The sequence below is a fragment of the Sphingomonas sp. LR60 genome, from assembly GCF_036855935.1.
In the GTDB taxonomy this organism is placed as follows: Bacteria; Pseudomonadota; Alphaproteobacteria; order Sphingomonadales; family Sphingomonadaceae; genus Sphingomonas.
In genome coordinates, this window is the sequence record NZ_JASPFK010000001.1 from 1,217,135 (window position 1) to 1,230,825 (window position 13,691).

The 13,691-nt window shown below is 64.9% G+C and carries 12 protein-coding genes; 5 read left to right on the top strand and 7 right to left on the bottom strand.

The window, feature by feature from the left end; all coding sequences use genetic code 11:
* Positions 1-3: 3 nt before the first annotated feature.
* From QP166_RS05605 to QP166_RS05630, 6 genes are all read right to left on the bottom strand, one after another.
* On the bottom strand, positions 4-1,431 hold the full coding sequence (locus QP166_RS05605) for a DUF1800 domain-containing protein (protein WP_333915017.1): 1,428 nt from the start codon (positions 1,429-1,431) through the stop codon (positions 4-6).
* A gap of 34 nt (positions 1,432-1,465) precedes the next feature.
* Positions 1,466-1,912, bottom strand: coding sequence for a periplasmic heavy metal sensor (locus QP166_RS05610; RefSeq protein ID WP_333915018.1), 447 nt, complete (start codon positions 1,910-1,912; stop codon positions 1,466-1,468).
* A 3-nt stretch (positions 1,913-1,915) separates the two neighbouring features.
* Positions 1,916-2,137: a hypothetical protein gene (locus tag QP166_RS05615; protein WP_333915019.1), complete on the bottom strand. Its 222-nt coding sequence runs from the start codon at positions 2,135-2,137 to the stop codon at positions 1,916-1,918.
* A gap of 166 nt (positions 2,138-2,303) precedes the next feature.
* Positions 2,304-2,855, bottom strand: a complete 552-nt coding sequence (locus QP166_RS05620) for an RNA polymerase sigma factor (protein ID WP_333915020.1) — start codon at positions 2,853-2,855, stop codon at positions 2,304-2,306.
* Positions 2,856-2,937: 82 nt separating this feature from the next.
* Complete coding sequence (locus tag QP166_RS05625; RefSeq protein ID WP_333915021.1) at positions 2,938-3,189, bottom strand: GCG_CRPN prefix-to-repeats domain-containing protein; 252 nt, start codon at positions 3,187-3,189, stop codon at positions 2,938-2,940.
* Between the two features lie 238 nt (positions 3,190-3,427).
* Complete coding sequence (locus QP166_RS05630) at positions 3,428-4,264, bottom strand: helix-turn-helix transcriptional regulator (protein WP_333915023.1); 837 nt, start codon at positions 4,262-4,264, stop codon at positions 3,428-3,430.
* Between the two features lie 95 nt (positions 4,265-4,359).
* Between QP166_RS05630 and QP166_RS05635 the strand changes: the two genes are divergently transcribed.
* The 3 genes from QP166_RS05635 to QP166_RS05645 all read left to right on the top strand — a co-directional run bounded on the left by QP166_RS05635 (position 4,360) and on the right by QP166_RS05645 (position 10,697).
* A complete protein-coding gene (locus tag QP166_RS05635) occupies positions 4,360-5,262 on the top strand; it encodes an SDR family oxidoreductase (RefSeq protein WP_333915024.1) in 903 nt (300 codons plus the stop codon).
* Positions 5,263-5,932: 670 nt separating this feature from the next.
* Complete coding sequence (locus tag QP166_RS05640; RefSeq protein WP_333915025.1) at positions 5,933-8,938, top strand: TonB-dependent receptor; 3,006 nt, start codon at positions 5,933-5,935, stop codon at positions 8,936-8,938.
* 73 nt (positions 8,939-9,011) lie between these two features.
* A complete protein-coding gene (locus QP166_RS05645) occupies positions 9,012-10,697 on the top strand; it encodes a GH35 family beta-galactosidase (protein WP_333915026.1) in 1,686 nt (561 codons plus the stop codon).
* Positions 10,698-10,872: 175 nt separating this feature from the next.
* Here QP166_RS05645 and QP166_RS05650 read toward each other — a convergent pair whose 3' ends face one another.
* Entirely contained in the window at positions 10,873-11,655 is a 783-nt protein-coding gene (locus tag QP166_RS05650; RefSeq protein WP_333915027.1) for a FadR/GntR family transcriptional regulator, read from the bottom strand.
* Between the two features lie 231 nt (positions 11,656-11,886).
* Between QP166_RS05650 and QP166_RS05655 the strand changes: the two genes are divergently transcribed.
* Both QP166_RS05655 and QP166_RS05660 read left to right on the top strand, forming a co-directional pair.
* A complete protein-coding gene (locus QP166_RS05655; RefSeq protein ID WP_333915028.1) occupies positions 11,887-12,753 on the top strand; it encodes a hypothetical protein in 867 nt (288 codons plus the stop codon).
* Positions 12,731-13,528 carry a metallophosphoesterase family protein gene (locus QP166_RS05660; RefSeq protein ID WP_333915029.1) on the top strand — a complete coding sequence of 266 codons (798 nt, stop codon included), beginning with the start codon at positions 12,731-12,733 and terminating at the stop codon, positions 13,526-13,528. Before QP166_RS05655 ends, QP166_RS05660 begins: the two co-directional genes overlap by 23 nt.
* The last annotated feature ends 163 nt before the right edge of the window (positions 13,529-13,691 follow it).

Here is a 13,691-nt window from a genome sequence, read left to right on the forward strand (position 1 = left end):
GGATTATCTCCTGAGGAAATCGGGCGCGACGAGCATCAGCGCGAGCGCGCCGGCGGGGCTCTCCGCGCGGGCGATCTGTTCGGCGGTCGCGGTGTCGAGTGATGCCGGCATCAGTTTGGGCGCCAGGGTCCGCGCATCCACGCGCCCGGCGAACGGGGCCGCCAGCCGCTGAGCGGCCTCAACACGGCGCAGCAGTGCGTCCGGGCCTGCCCAACTGACGGCGATATCGTCCCACCCGGCTGGTGCGCCGGGCTTCCACACGCTTTGGCCGAGTTGGGTCTGGAGCGCGGCGATCTGTAGCTGGCCCGCCTCGGGATAACCCAGTCCACGGAGCGCCGAAACCGTCCATTCCCACGGTGTCTTGAACTTGGTTGGCGCTGTGATCCAGCATTCGGGCGAGGCGACCAATGTGGCATAGACGGTCGGCAGGTCACCGTCGCTCCGCGTGAAGCTGTCGGCAAGCCGGGCGACCAGCGCCGGCGGCGGTGTGTCACCGGCAAAGTGTCGGGCCAGCTTGGTCGCGATATGCGTTGCGGTCGCGGCGGCGAAGTCGAGCAGTGCCGCGCGACCCTGCGCCTCGCCGTCCTGTGCATAGGTCTTGCCGAGAATAGTCCGCGTGCCGGGCTCGTGCTGGCGGGGACGGAATGCGAACGTGTTGGGATCGCCCTGCGATCGCCCCGCCCCAAGCCCGTCGACGCTCCAGCCGGTCAGGGCGCGCGCAAATTCGGTGACGTCGGCTTGGGTATAGCCCGATCGCACGCCAAGGGTATGCAATTCCATGATCTCGCGCGCGAGGTTCTCGTTCAGCCCGCGCTTGCGATCGGGATTGCGTACCGCAGCGGGGCTGTCGGGTCCGATCGACTGGACCTGGTTGAGATAGAACAGCATCGCCGGGTGCCGCTCCGCCGCCAGCGCCATGTCGGCGAACCGACCGAGCACATGCGGGCGGATCGCGTCGCGTTCGAATGCCGCCGCGAAGGCGGTCACCGGCGGGTTGTCGGCCGAGATGCAGAAATGGTTTGACCAGAAGTGGACAAGCCGCTCGACGAACGGGGCGGGCGTGGTGAGCGCGCTGTCGATGCGTGCCTGGACACCGGCGCGGTACAGCGCCTGCACGTCCTCGCGGAAATCCTTGCGGGCGGCTTTCAGATCGGGCGAGGCCGGCGTCGCTGCGGAGGCCTCCGTGGTCGCGGGTGCCGGGATGGTCTGGCGCGCCATTTGACGGATGGCCTGCTGGCCTTCGCGATAGCGCTGAACCACTTCGCCTGCGTCGGCGAGCGCGGCGAAGTTTGGGGGACGCACCTCGAAGCGCGCGAACTGGTCGGTCAGCCAGCGGCCGGGCACCGCCGGCACGGGATCGTCGGCGCGCGCACCGAGGCCGAAGCGGTTGAGCGCGATCGCGGCGGCGGAAAGAACGGGGGATTGCGCCACAAATCTGTGCCTCGATCGGTGTTCACTGCTCCCTTCAACGCGGGCGGGCGCGCTTTCCGTCGGCGCGGCTCTCCATCGCGTCGGCCAGCCTCGCGCGGTCGGCGGCGGACAATGTCACGGCAAAGGCGACCGCGCGGCGCTCGACCGCGGTACGAACCGCCATATCCGCTGCACGCGCGCGATCGAGCGCGGCGTCGACCGCAGGGCCATCGACCGTGGGTGCGCGCAACAGCCGCGCCGCGTCGACCTTTGCGACGCGCGCTGCGACGATCGTGGGACGCATCGCGCGTCGCGTCTGGCGTAGCGCGGCGCGGAACGGCTGGCGGACCGATACCGGAAGCTCGGCGCCTGCGATGCGGATCACACCCGCATTGATCATCCGGCTGCCGCCACGCAGCGACACCAGACCGGCGATCAGCGCGCCGGCGAGAAACAGATTGAGGACGATCGAGGCGGCTAACGCAAGACGGAGCTTTCCCATTCCTCAACCCTCCTGCGCGGTAAGATCGCCGAACGAGGTCGCGGCGTCGGCGCCCCGGTCGATCGGGGCGAACAGGCTTACCGCCGTGGTGCCCGCCGTCGCGCCCGCAAGCGCCGCGGCGATCCCGACCCCGACCACCAGAACCGTGCGCGCCGGGTGGCGGGCATTGGCGCGACCACCGCCAAGGACGTACGCAGGCGATCGGATGGGGCTGGTACGCGCCAAGCGTCGAGCACCTCGTCGAGGGCCGATGCCTGCGACAGAATGGCGACGGCGGATGGCGTATTCGCCATCGCGGCCGCGGCGTCGCGTTCGTTGACGGGCCAGCGCTTGACCACGCCGCCATAGGCTTGCGCAAGCTTTGCAAAGCGTTCGGGCGTCATCGGCTCCGTCATCTCTCACCTTCCTGCGACAACAGCCGGGCGCGCAAGTTGCGCCTGCCTCTGGCCAACAACGATTCGAGCGCCTCGACGCTGATGCCGAGCGCTTCGGCAGCGGCGGCGCCCGACAGATCTTGGTAATGGACCAGCAGGACCGCCTCGCGCTGGCGCTCGGGCAACGCAGCGATCGCGTCCGCGACGGCCTTGCCGCGCTGCGTGTCGATCAACATGGCTTCGGCATCGGGCGAGGGATCGGCAAGGTCGGGCAAGGTTTCGCCCCGCGCTGCGCGGCGGTGGCGCAGCCGGTCGCGGCACAGATTGAGGACGACGGTGTGGAGCCAAGTGTCGAAGCGTGCACGACCTGGCCGCCACGCCGCGGCGTGGCGCCAGGTTCGCGCGAAGGCCTCCTGCGCCACGTCCTCCGCCTCGGGCGTGTCGCGCAGCATGCGGGTGGCGAGGCTCAAGATACGGGGCAGCTTCGCTGCGACGAGCGCGCGCATCGCCGCTGGCTCGCCACGCCCGACCCGCTCGATCAATCGCGTATCGGGATCGTCTGCGCTCAATCGCGTCGGTTCCTGCGGTCATCGGTCGTGCCCTTCAGGGCGATGTAGGGGCGCTGGTATAGGGCGCCCCGTCATTGTTGGCTCAGCGATAGCGCCAACCGCCGTGCCAGCGATAGCGGTGTGCCCAATAACGATGACCGTCCCAATAGCCGCGGCCGGGATGATAGACCCCGATCCGCGAGGGGCGAACGACAACGGCTCGTCCGCGATTGGGTCGGCAATAGCCGTTCGGCGCGCGATGGGCTCCGACGCCGCATCCCTGCCGCGCTTCGGCGGGTATGGCGACAGTGAGCGCGGCGCCGGTGGCGATGGCGGCAAGCAGCAGCATACGCATGATACTCTCCTCGTTCTTCACTCTCCGAAGGCACTTCCGCACCTGCCGAATACCGCTTTAACGAAGGTGGTTCGCATTTCCGTCGCTCAGCCGCTTCACTTTGGCGGTCGCGCGAGCAGATTGGCAAACTCGGCTTCAGTTGAGCAACGAGACGAACAGCTGTCCGACCTCGGCTGACTGGCTGTCCTCGTTAGATGACCGTATCTGGGTCAACACGCCCCGAAGTCGTCGCCCGAGATCAGCCTTTGCGCGCATCCAGCAGCACCCGCAGCCGCTCGGCATCGTCAGGTGTGGCGGGGTTGTAGATGATCATCCCGAGTTCCGGTCTCCCTTCGACGGCAAACGAGGAGAACTCCATCGCCAGCAGCCCCGCGTCGGGGTGATGAATTCGCTTCAGCCCCTCGCCATGAGCGACCACGTCGTTATCTTTCCACAGCGCCTCAAACTCGGGACTGAGCCGGGACAGCTCCATGACGAGCTTCGTCACTTCGATGCTGGTGCTGGCCCCGGCGCGTGCCACGTCAGCACGAAATGCGCCGACGACGAAGCGGGCGATGCTGTCGAAATCCGCATTGCGGGAGCGGACATGGTCGCTCCCGAACATCAAGCGCAGGATGTTGCGCCCTTCTCGCGGCAGCTTGCCATAATCGGTCAGCAGCACCGCCGCTGCGCGGTTCCAGCCGACGACGTCCCACATCGCCGTCTTGATGATCGTTGGGCTCAGCACCAATCCGTCGATTACTCGTTGCAGGCGGGGCGTGATGCCGTCGACCGATTGATACCGCGCCTCCGGCAGCCGCCCGAGTCCCAGCATGTAGATGTGCTCGCGCTCCGGCTCGGTCAGCATCAGGCCCTTGGCGATGCGGTCAAGGACATCCGCAGACGGCGCGCCGCCGCGGCCCTGCTCGATCCAGGTGTACCAGGTCGGGCTTATGTTCGCGCGGCTCGCCACCTCCTCGCGGCGCAGGCCGGGCGTGCGCCGTCGTTCGCTTGTAAATCCGAAGGCCGCCGGGTCCAGGCGTGTGCGACGATCGCGCAGGTACGTACCGAGAGGATTGGGAGCATCACCGGCCATGATCAATCCTGTTGCAGGTTATACCACGATAAGGTCACTGCTTTAACAGGTTCAGCCGTGCGCGGATACGCCTCCGGTCAAGGAGGAGATTTCCCATGCGCGTGTTCCTGACCGGTGCGACCGGCTTTATCGGCTCCCATGTCCTTCCCGAGCTGCTCCACCGCGGCCATGAGGTGCTCGGGCTCACCCGCTCCGACGCGGGCGCACAACAGCTCGAGGCGGCCGGCGCCGCGGTTCATCGCGGCGACTTGGAACGGCCCGAGACGCTTGCCAGCGGTGTCGCGATCGCCGACGCGGTCATTCACTGCGCGTTCGACCACGACTTCCGGAACTTTGTCGAAAATACCCGGAAGGACGAACGCAACATCGCCGCGATGGGAGACGCGCTGGAAGGGACGAACAAGCCGATCCTGATAACGTCCGGCATCGGTATCGGTACGCCGCGGGGCGGCGGTCTCGCAACCGAGGATGTCCTGAACCCGCTCCATGCAAATCCGCGCATACGAACGGAACTGGCAGCCGCAGCGTTGATCGCTCACCGCATCGATGTGCGAACTATTCGCCTGCCGCAAGTGCATGATACGATCAGGGCCGGTCTGATCACGCCGCTGATTGCCGAGGCGCGCCGTGCCGGCGCGATCGCGTATGTTGGTGAGGGCAGGACGCGCTGGGCAGCGGCACATATCAGCGATGTCGCCAGGCTCTACGTGCTGGCGCTCGAGCGTGGCGAACCCGGCGCGCGATACCATGCATCGATCGAAGAGGGCGTCGACGCGCGCACGATCGCAGAGGCCATCGGGGAGGGAACTGGATTGCCCGTACGTTCGATCGCAGCCGAAGACATCGAGCGTTACTTCGGCTGGATGGCTCCCTTTGCCGCTCTCGATATGACCGCTTCGAGCGCCTGGACGCAGGCGCGCCTGGATTGGAAACCCACAGGCCCCGATCTTCTCAGCGACCTCGCCGCGATGGATCATTCTGAATTGCTTATCGGGTGACAGACTGCCTTCGCACGCCGGCTTCAACAGGTACAAGCCGGCGTGCAGCGGCCTGACCTTGCCCTCTACGGTCTCAGCATGGCTTTGGTCGGTTACGCGAACGATCGGCCGACTTTGGCATATCGCTTTAGAGTCTGATTCATCCGACGAGAATCGCGGGGGAATTCCCAGTCATGCTTCAATACGATTCAATCTGCTGGCCGGGAGGAGGTCGGCAGATGTGGGTCGAGGCTATTCGAATGATTTGCGTGAGCGTGTCGCGCCCTCGGTTGCGGGAGGGCGGCCGTGCCGGGCGACGGTGGCGCTGTTCGGGGTAAGCGTTGGAGGCCCAAGCATCCCAACCTGCTCTTTGAGCCGCTGCGCCGCGCTGTCCGCGACTCCAGGCAAACTGATTGGCGCGCAGAGCTTCAAAGGGCTCTGATCTCGGCACTTGATCGCGGTCGAAATGATGTGCCGAGCATCATCGGCTTCGACATCGCAATCGTTTGTCGAAAGCACCATACCAGCGGCATAAGTTAAGGCTGACACTCGTCACTGATTTGTCAGGCCAGTGCAAGCGCATCAAGCTTGACCGTGCCTGCATCCTGTCATACAAACCAGTTGATAGCGCTAACGGCGCGGTAAGCCTGTCGGTATGAAGCAGGCATCAACATGTTGGAGGAGAGGCATCGTGCTCGTAAGCCGTCGTCACATCGTTCGTCTTTCTTTGCGCGCTGCTGTTGCAGCGACCGCTCTCATTGCCGCTGACGCGCAGGCGCAGAATGCCGCTTCTGGACCGGGAGGCCAGCAGCCTTCTCCGGCGACGCAGGTCGACACCGCCGCCAATCCAGACGCGCAGGTGCCGCAGGGTTCGGTGCAGAGCGTCGAGCAGGCAACCGGTACCGGCCAGCCAAGCGACGACATCGTTGTCACCGGCATCCGCGCCTCATTGCAAAGCGCAACCAACGCGAAACGAAATTCGGTCGGCTTCGGCGACTCGATCTTCGCTGAGGACATCGGCAAGCTGCCGGCCACCAACCTCGCCGAGACGCTGAATCGCATTCCCGGCGTACGGCTGAACCGCGACATCAGCGGCGAGGGCACGCAGGTGTCGATCCGCGGGCTAGGACCCAGCTTCTCCAAGGTGTTGCTCAACGGCACGCAATTCGCGGTCGCATCTGACGGTGGCACCAACGGCGGGCAGGGCGACAACCGTCAGGTCGATCTCGACTTCTTCCCCTCCGAACTGTTCACGCGGCTTGATGTCGCCAAGTCCGCGACCGCCTCGACGCTGGAGGGCGGGATTGCCGGTACCGTCAATCTGCGCAACGCGCGACCGTTCGACAAGCCGGGTACGCACGTGACGGTCGTCGCGCAGGGCGCCTATACCGACAGCAACGACAAGGTCGGGCCGCGCGGCGCGCTGGTCGCCAGTCACACGTTCGGCGACACGTTTGGTATCCTCGTCGGGGTGGCGGGCGTGCGGCAGAAGACGCGCATCGATGGCTATGACACCGTCGGCTTTACCGACGCCAACCTGGCGTGCGGCACCGGATGCAACGTCTCGCCGCCGGAGAGCAACGGCTTCAGCTTCGCCAGTACGACCCCGGCCAATGTCGGACGCGGGCTGGTGACCGGCGCGCCGGTCGACCTCGCTGCCACCTCGGGGCTGACGCTGTCGCAGCTGTCCAAGGCGATCCTGCCGCGGCTCGGCCGTCCGACGCTGACCGAGGGAACGCGCTCGCGGATTTCGGCGATCGCGTCGATGGAATGGCGCCCGTCCGACGCGTTCCACTTCGCGCTCGACGGCATCTACGCCAAGTCTAAGCGCGATTACGTGCGGTCGAACATGAACTGGCAGGTTCGCAATTCCGGTCCGGGAACGTCGCCGCAATCCACCGGCGGCATGGTGCCGTTCGACGTCACCGTCGATCAGAACAACGTCGTCACCTCGGGTGTCTTCGCCAATTCGTCGTTCTTCTCCGAGAATAGCCTGTTCAACCAGCGCACCGAATTTTGGAACGTCACGCCCAGCGCATCATGGCGCCCGACCGAGCGCGTCAAGATCGACCTGTCGGCCAATTGGGGCAAGAGCAACTTCTTCCGCGAGCAGCCGACGTTTGCGTTCCAGACCGCACCGAACTCCGGTGTGGAGGTCACCTACGACAACACGACCGGCAGCCCGCAGCCGATCATTTCCGCCAATCGCGACCTCGGCGATCCCAACCTCGGCTGGCAATGGTATCGCGTCAACGTCCAGAACATCCGCCGCGAGACCGAGACCAAGGGCGCGCACTTGGACGTATACGTCGGCGACGACCAGCTGAACTTCAAGGCGGGCGCCGCCTATGACGAGGCGCAGCGCAGCATCCGCGCCTTCGACAACACCAACGCCTATCAATTGTCGGTGTGCGGCAGCCCGTGCACCGGCAACACCGGGACCGTGCCGACCAGCGCGCTGTCCCAATATCTGATGCGCACGCCGGTCACGAATTTCGGCCATCTGTCGAACGGCAAGTTCGGCGTCACCAGTTTCATCATGCCCGACTTCGACGCGTTGAAGAGCGTCACCAACTATGCGTCGTTCCGTGACAATGCGCCCGAGGCGCGCGGTTCGGTGACCGGCGGCGCGACCGGCGACATCTACGAGACCGTGTGGGGCGGCTATGCCGAGATGAACGGCGTATCCGAGATCTTCGGGCGCGAACTCCACGCCAACGCCGGCGTGCGCTACACCTACACCCGCCAGAAGGTGGTCGGGCCCAGCCAGATCGGCACCGCGATCGTCGACATCACCGCGCGCTCCAACTACGTGCAGGTGCTGCCTTCGGCCAACTTCGCCTACGATGTCTTCGACAACCTCAAGCTGCGCTTCGCTGTGTCGAAGTCGATGACGCGCCCTGACGCCAATCTCGTGCTGCCCGGTGTAACCTTCTCGGACCCGAGCGCGCAGATCGCAAGCGCGGGCAACCCGGCGCTCGAACCATACACCTCGGACAACATCGACGTCGGCGGCGAATTCTACACCGGCGGTGCTGGCTATGTGGGCGTCTCGTTCTTCCGCAAGAACATCAAGGGCTTCACCGCGACGATCCAGCAGCAGAGCCCGTTCGGCGACCTCAACATCCCGCTAGACGCGCTGCAATCGACGCAGCGGCAGGCGCTGCTCGACCGCGCCGCGGCGGCCGGTGTTGCCCCCGCGCAGGTCGCGATTACCGTCAACCGCCCGGTCAACCTCAACAATCTCATCATTCAGGGCGTCGAGGGGACGTGGAACCAGCCGCTCGACTTCCTGTTCAAGGGCCTGGGCTTCCAGGCGAATGGCACCCATATCACGCAGGATTCGGACAGCGGGCTGGTCGCACCCGGGGTGCCCAAGTGGGGCTATAACGTTCAGGGCTATTACGAGAATTACGGCCTGTCGCTCAGCCTGAACTACGTATGGCAGGGCGCCGTGATCGCCGCCAACCCGCCGCAGAACAATCTGCCGCTCGGCCTGCTGGCCGATGCGCGCGGGCAACTCGACCTGTCAGCCGGCTATCAATTGCCGTTCCTGAACAAGGCGATGCGGCTGACGCTGGACGTGCTGAACATCACCAACGCGCCGATCCGCACCACCTTCGGCTACGATAATGCGGCGTACAGCGTCTATTATCCGGGACGGCAGGTGCTCTTCGGCCTGCGCGCCAGCTTCTGATCGGATGCGGCACGTCGGCCTCCCGACCGAGGCCGACGCTTTTCCGAAAACGCGACTTGCTTGGGGAGCTGCGATGTTCAGCCTGTTGTCTGCCTTCCGAACGATCCTCTCCGGGCTCGCCTTGCTCGCAGGCACGGCGGCACACGCGCAGTCGGCGGGCACGCCGCACCTCGAGCGGCGCGGGAAGGCGACGCAGCTGATCGTCGACGGTAAGCCCTTCCTCGTGCTGGGCGGCGAACTGCACAATTCGAGCAGCAGCGATCTCGCTTACATGGCGCCGATCTGGCCGCGCATGAAGGCGATGAACCTCAATACCGTGCTTGCGCCCGTCGCCTGGGAGACGATCGAGCCACGGGAAGGCCAGTTCGATTTCAGCAATGTCGATGGCTTGCTGAAGGGGGCACGTGCCCAGAATCTGCGCCTCGTGCTTCTGTGGTTCGGGGCGTGGAAGAACACCTACTCAAGCTACGTGCCGGGATGGGTGAAGCGCGATCAGGCGCGTTTCGCCCGCGCGCAAACCAGTGACGGCCGCGGTACCGAGCGACTGTCACCCTTCTCGATCAACACACGCGACGCCGATGCGCGAGCTTTTGCCAAACTGATGCGCCACCTGCGCGATGTCGACGGGGCGCAGCACACCGTGTTGATGGTGCAGGTCGAGAATGAGGTCGGCGTGATCCCGGAATCCCGCGACCATTCGGCTGCGGCCGAGGCTGCACTCGCCGCGCCTGTACCGGAATCGATCGTGCGCTACCTCGCCGCGCATCGCACCACTTTGCACCCATCGCTGCGCACCGCGTGGGAGAACGCCGGAGCCCGCACTGCAGGAACGTGGCGCGAAGTGTTTGGCGAGGCGGGCATGACGGACTCGCTGTTCATGTCCTGGGCGTACGCCACCTTCATCGAAAAGGTGACGGCGGCGGGAAAAGCGGAATATCAGCTGCCGATGTTCACCAATGCCGCGTTGATCCGGCCCAATTACGAACCCGGCCAGTATAATTCGGGCGGTCCGCTGCCGTTTGCGATCGACATCTACAAGGCTGGTGCGCCGTCGCTCGACTTTCTGGCGCCGGACATTTATTTCGAGGATTACGGCAATTGGGCGTCGCAATATGCCCGTGGCGACAATCCGTTGTTCGTGCCGGAGGCGCGCGGCGGGGCCGTCGGCGCTGCAAACGCCCTCTATAGTTTCGGTTCGCTTGCTGCGATCGGCTTTTCGCCCTTCGGGATCGATGGCGAGGGAGTCGTGCTGCAGGGCGACGCGAGTATCGGTCTGAGCGCCGCGGGCGAAGGCGATCCGGCGATGACGGCGCTCTACGGGCAGCTCGCTTCGATCGCGCCGCTCATCCTTGAAAAGCAGGCGCAGGGGGCAGTGACGACCGTGCTGATGGAAGGCGGAGCGCAGCGGGCGGGGCGCGGGCGGATCGGCGACTATATCGTCAATATGGTGCGCGCCAGCGGCGCCAAGGGCGATGTGGATCAAAGCAGCCGCATCGCTGCGATGTTCCTGCAGAACGGTGCCGACGAGTTTCTTGTGATCGGCAGCGGCGACGCACAACTCAGCTTTACTACCGATCGGCCCGGTGCTCCGATCGTCGGCGTGGAAAGCATCGACGAGCAGTTCTTCCGCAACAATCAGGCGGTTACCGGGCGGCGATTGAACGGTGACGAGACCGGGCAGGGGCAATCGCTGCGCTTGTTCTCGAAGGATGCCGCTGACAACAAGGCGTATCGGGTTCGACTTTATCGCTATCGCTAGTCTTCGCTGATCGCATGAGCCATCGGGCACCGCTCGATTGAGGAGCATGCGGGCCGGCGATACGATCACTTGAATGCGTTCTAACGTGATGGAAGCGCTCGCTTACCTTCACGATCGATCCAAGTGGGCGCTCTTCCGGACAGGTATCAACGAGGTTGCCAGCGTCGCGCTTCACTTACCCGGCGGGTTCGGACACGCCGGCACGCCGCGCGAAAACATGGCGGCGTTCGTCCATCTTCAGCCGCGTGCGCTCCCGAGCGTCGTGCTCGGTCGCCAGATAGAGGCTTTCTGTGACACGCTTCAGGTGATTTTGCATCGCTTGGCGGGCACCGGCGCTGTCCCGCGCACGTAAGGCATCGAGAATACGTCGATGATCCTCCACTGGGGGCTGAATTCCGAGCTGTCGCGCGAGCGAGAAGAGGTAGCTGCACAGCGGAGAACTATATCGTTTGTCCCAAAGCGTCCGAACGACGCTCACGATGGCTTCGTTGCGCGTCGAGGCAGCCAGGGTTAGATGAAAAGCGCGGTCTGCACGTTCCCGGATGGTTTGATCCAAGTCGCTGGCTGCCATTTGCGATAGCAGGCTTTCCAGTTCGGCCAATTCTTTCTGGTCAATCGTGGCGGCCGCCAAAGCCGCAGCTTCACCTTCAAACAGGCGACGTGCCTCGGTAACTTCAAAAGGGCCGACGTTATCGGTCAAGTACGAGGCCTCGGCTTCGGCCTCTGTGGCGATCACGCGGGCTCCCGCTTTATGCCGCATTTCAACAAGACCGCGCAGCTCGAGTACGATCGTTGCCTCACGAACTGTCGGCCGGCTGACTCCAAAAATCTCTGCGATTTCACGCTCGGACGGTAATCGGCTGTTTACGGGGTAGTGCCCCAATTTGATCGATTGTTGAAGACGCCTTGCGACATGCATGTACAGCCGCTCAGGCTCGTCCTTGGACTGATCAAGCATCAGCGTCGTATCATCCTGCCTAGTCGGGAGCAGCTGCCTGACAATCAGAACGCCCCTCGCATGATTATTGCCCCCGCTTGCCTTACCATGTCTACCAACATTCTCACAGGTGATCGTTCGCGCGCCGCAGCTGCATCGGCGAACCAAGCGTGGTGCATGAGCGGTGGCTGACCGCGGAATACAGCGAGCGTTCACGGCGTTGTCGCTATCTAGCGGATGAAAGGTGAGGATATGCCCAACGTGAACCCACCAGCCTCGACATCCTCGGCGGCCCGTTCGTCCGATATGGCCAGCGAGGTGGCAGACGACATGGCCGCCATTTTTGGCGAGGGCCAGCGTGCGGGCGACGAAGCCTTGCGCCGGGCGGACCCTCACGCCGGGGCGCTGCAGGGGAAGCGACTGCGTTCGCGCCCGTTGATCGTCACGCTACTTAGTGTCGCCGGGTTTGCGGCGATGATCGGGACCGGTGTGGTGGTCGGAAACTCGGTAGGCGCCGCCAATGTCGATCCTTCAGCACGTCTGACTACGGTCGCTGCCCGGCCTGCGCCCACACCCGCATCGCGCTCCGAGAGCAGGACGGCAACACCGATGGCGTTGCCGCCCGAGGTCATGCCGGAAGCCATGGTGGCGTCGGCTGCGCCCGTGGACGTGCCCGCGAGTGCAACAGTGGTCGCCAAGCTGCCGAAGCAGGCGATGACCGCGTCTGTCCCGCCGCGTCTCGCGTTCCGGGAAACGCCCGGCGATGGCGAGCGGCCTGACGTGTCGTTCCGTCGCAGCCCGCGCGTGATCCAGGACCAACCGACAAACCCGCCCGTTGCCATCGCCGCTGGGCCGCGAACGGATTGCTACGGCGATGCCGACTGCACGAACGTCCGGCTCTATGCCGCCGACGGCGACGTGGCACGCGCCTATGCAGACGCGACATCGTCGGGGGTGCGGGTGCGTGATCTCCGCGGCTATCGCAGCGAGTGGATCCGCGCCCGGAATGTCGCAGCGGATCGTCCGCGCGAGGCACTGCGGATCTACGCCATGGTCGCGGCGGACCTGCGCATGCTGGCCGACGATGCTGCCGCCGATGATCGGACGCCGTGGCAATGATCACGTTTCGGCGCGAGACCCATGGTCCGCGGCGCGGCGCGCGCAGCGGGGGCGCCCGCTCTACGCGGTGGGTGACGTCCACGGTTGCTATGACCTGTTGCGCGCGCTGCTGGCCGAGATCGGCCGCGACGCCGCAGAGCGCTATCTCGGCGTAACGCCGATGCTGGTGATGTGCGGCGACTATGTCGATCGTGGCCCAGATTCGGCCAAGGTGCTGACGGCGCTGAACTGGCTGTCGCGTTCCCGTGCGGTGGACGTGACACTGCTGGAGGGCAATCACGAGGCGATGCTGCGCATGTTCATCGATCAACCGGCCGCGCATTCGCGCTGGCTGTCGGTCGGCGGCGCGGAAACGCTGGCGTCCTACGGCTTGAACGTGCCCGATGGCGATTTGGACAAGGCAACCTTGACGATGCTGCGGGATCGCCTGCTGGATGCGATGCCGACCTCGCACTATCGTTTGCTTGATCGCTTGGAGCCGATGGTAATCGCCGGTGACTATGCCTTCGTCCATGCCGGCGTAAAACCGGGCGTGGCGTTGGAAGGGCAGCACCGCGAGGACTTGCTGTGGATACGCGGCGAGTTCCTCGACCATCTCGATCCGTCAGCCGCGGTGATCGTGCACGGGCATACTTGGGAAGACGATCGCGCGACGGTGCTGCCTCACCGGATCGGAATCGACACGGGAGCATATGAGACCGGAGTGCTTACCGCCCTACGGATCGAAGACGAAGCGATCGACGTGATCCAGGCGGTCGACGAAAGCATAAGGTAGTGACGTCAGTACCTTGACCGGCGGATGAGCCACTCGCCTTGGCGTATCGGTTGCATCGCAAGGGGCGAAGACGGGCGGGTGGCCGAATGCCGGCTGGTCGCGTTTGACGAAGGCTGCCGTTGGGCATTTCGCATGACGTGTTGCAAGGTGATTAGACCGGCAT

Bases quoted from the DNA above. Each gene is read 5' to 3' on its own strand.
- QP166_RS05610 (WP_333915018.1), bottom strand. From the start codon at position 1,912: ATGGGAAAGCTCCGTCTTGCGTTAGCCGCCTCGATCGTCCTCAATCTG.
- QP166_RS05625 (WP_333915021.1), bottom strand. From the start codon at position 3,189: ATGCGTATGCTGCTGCTTGCCGCCATCGCCACCGGCGCCGCGCTCACT.
- QP166_RS05630 (WP_333915023.1), bottom strand. From the start codon at position 4,264: ATGGCCGGTGATGCTCCCAATCCTCTCGGTACGTACCTGCGCGATCGT.
- QP166_RS05635 (WP_333915024.1), top strand. From the start codon at position 4,360: ATGCGCGTGTTCCTGACCGGTGCGACCGGCTTTATCGGCTCCCATGTC.
- QP166_RS05645 (WP_333915026.1), top strand. From the start codon at position 9,012: ATGTTCAGCCTGTTGTCTGCCTTCCGAACGATCCTCTCCGGGCTCGCC.
- QP166_RS05650 (WP_333915027.1), bottom strand. From the start codon at position 11,655: ATGCTTGATCAGTCCAAGGACGAGCCTGAGCGGCTGTACATGCATGTC.
- QP166_RS05655 (WP_333915028.1), top strand. From the start codon at position 11,887: ATGCCCAACGTGAACCCACCAGCCTCGACATCCTCGGCGGCCCGTTCG.
- QP166_RS05660 (WP_333915029.1), top strand. From the start codon at position 12,731: ATGATCGGACGCCGTGGCAATGATCACGTTTCGGCGCGAGACCCATGG.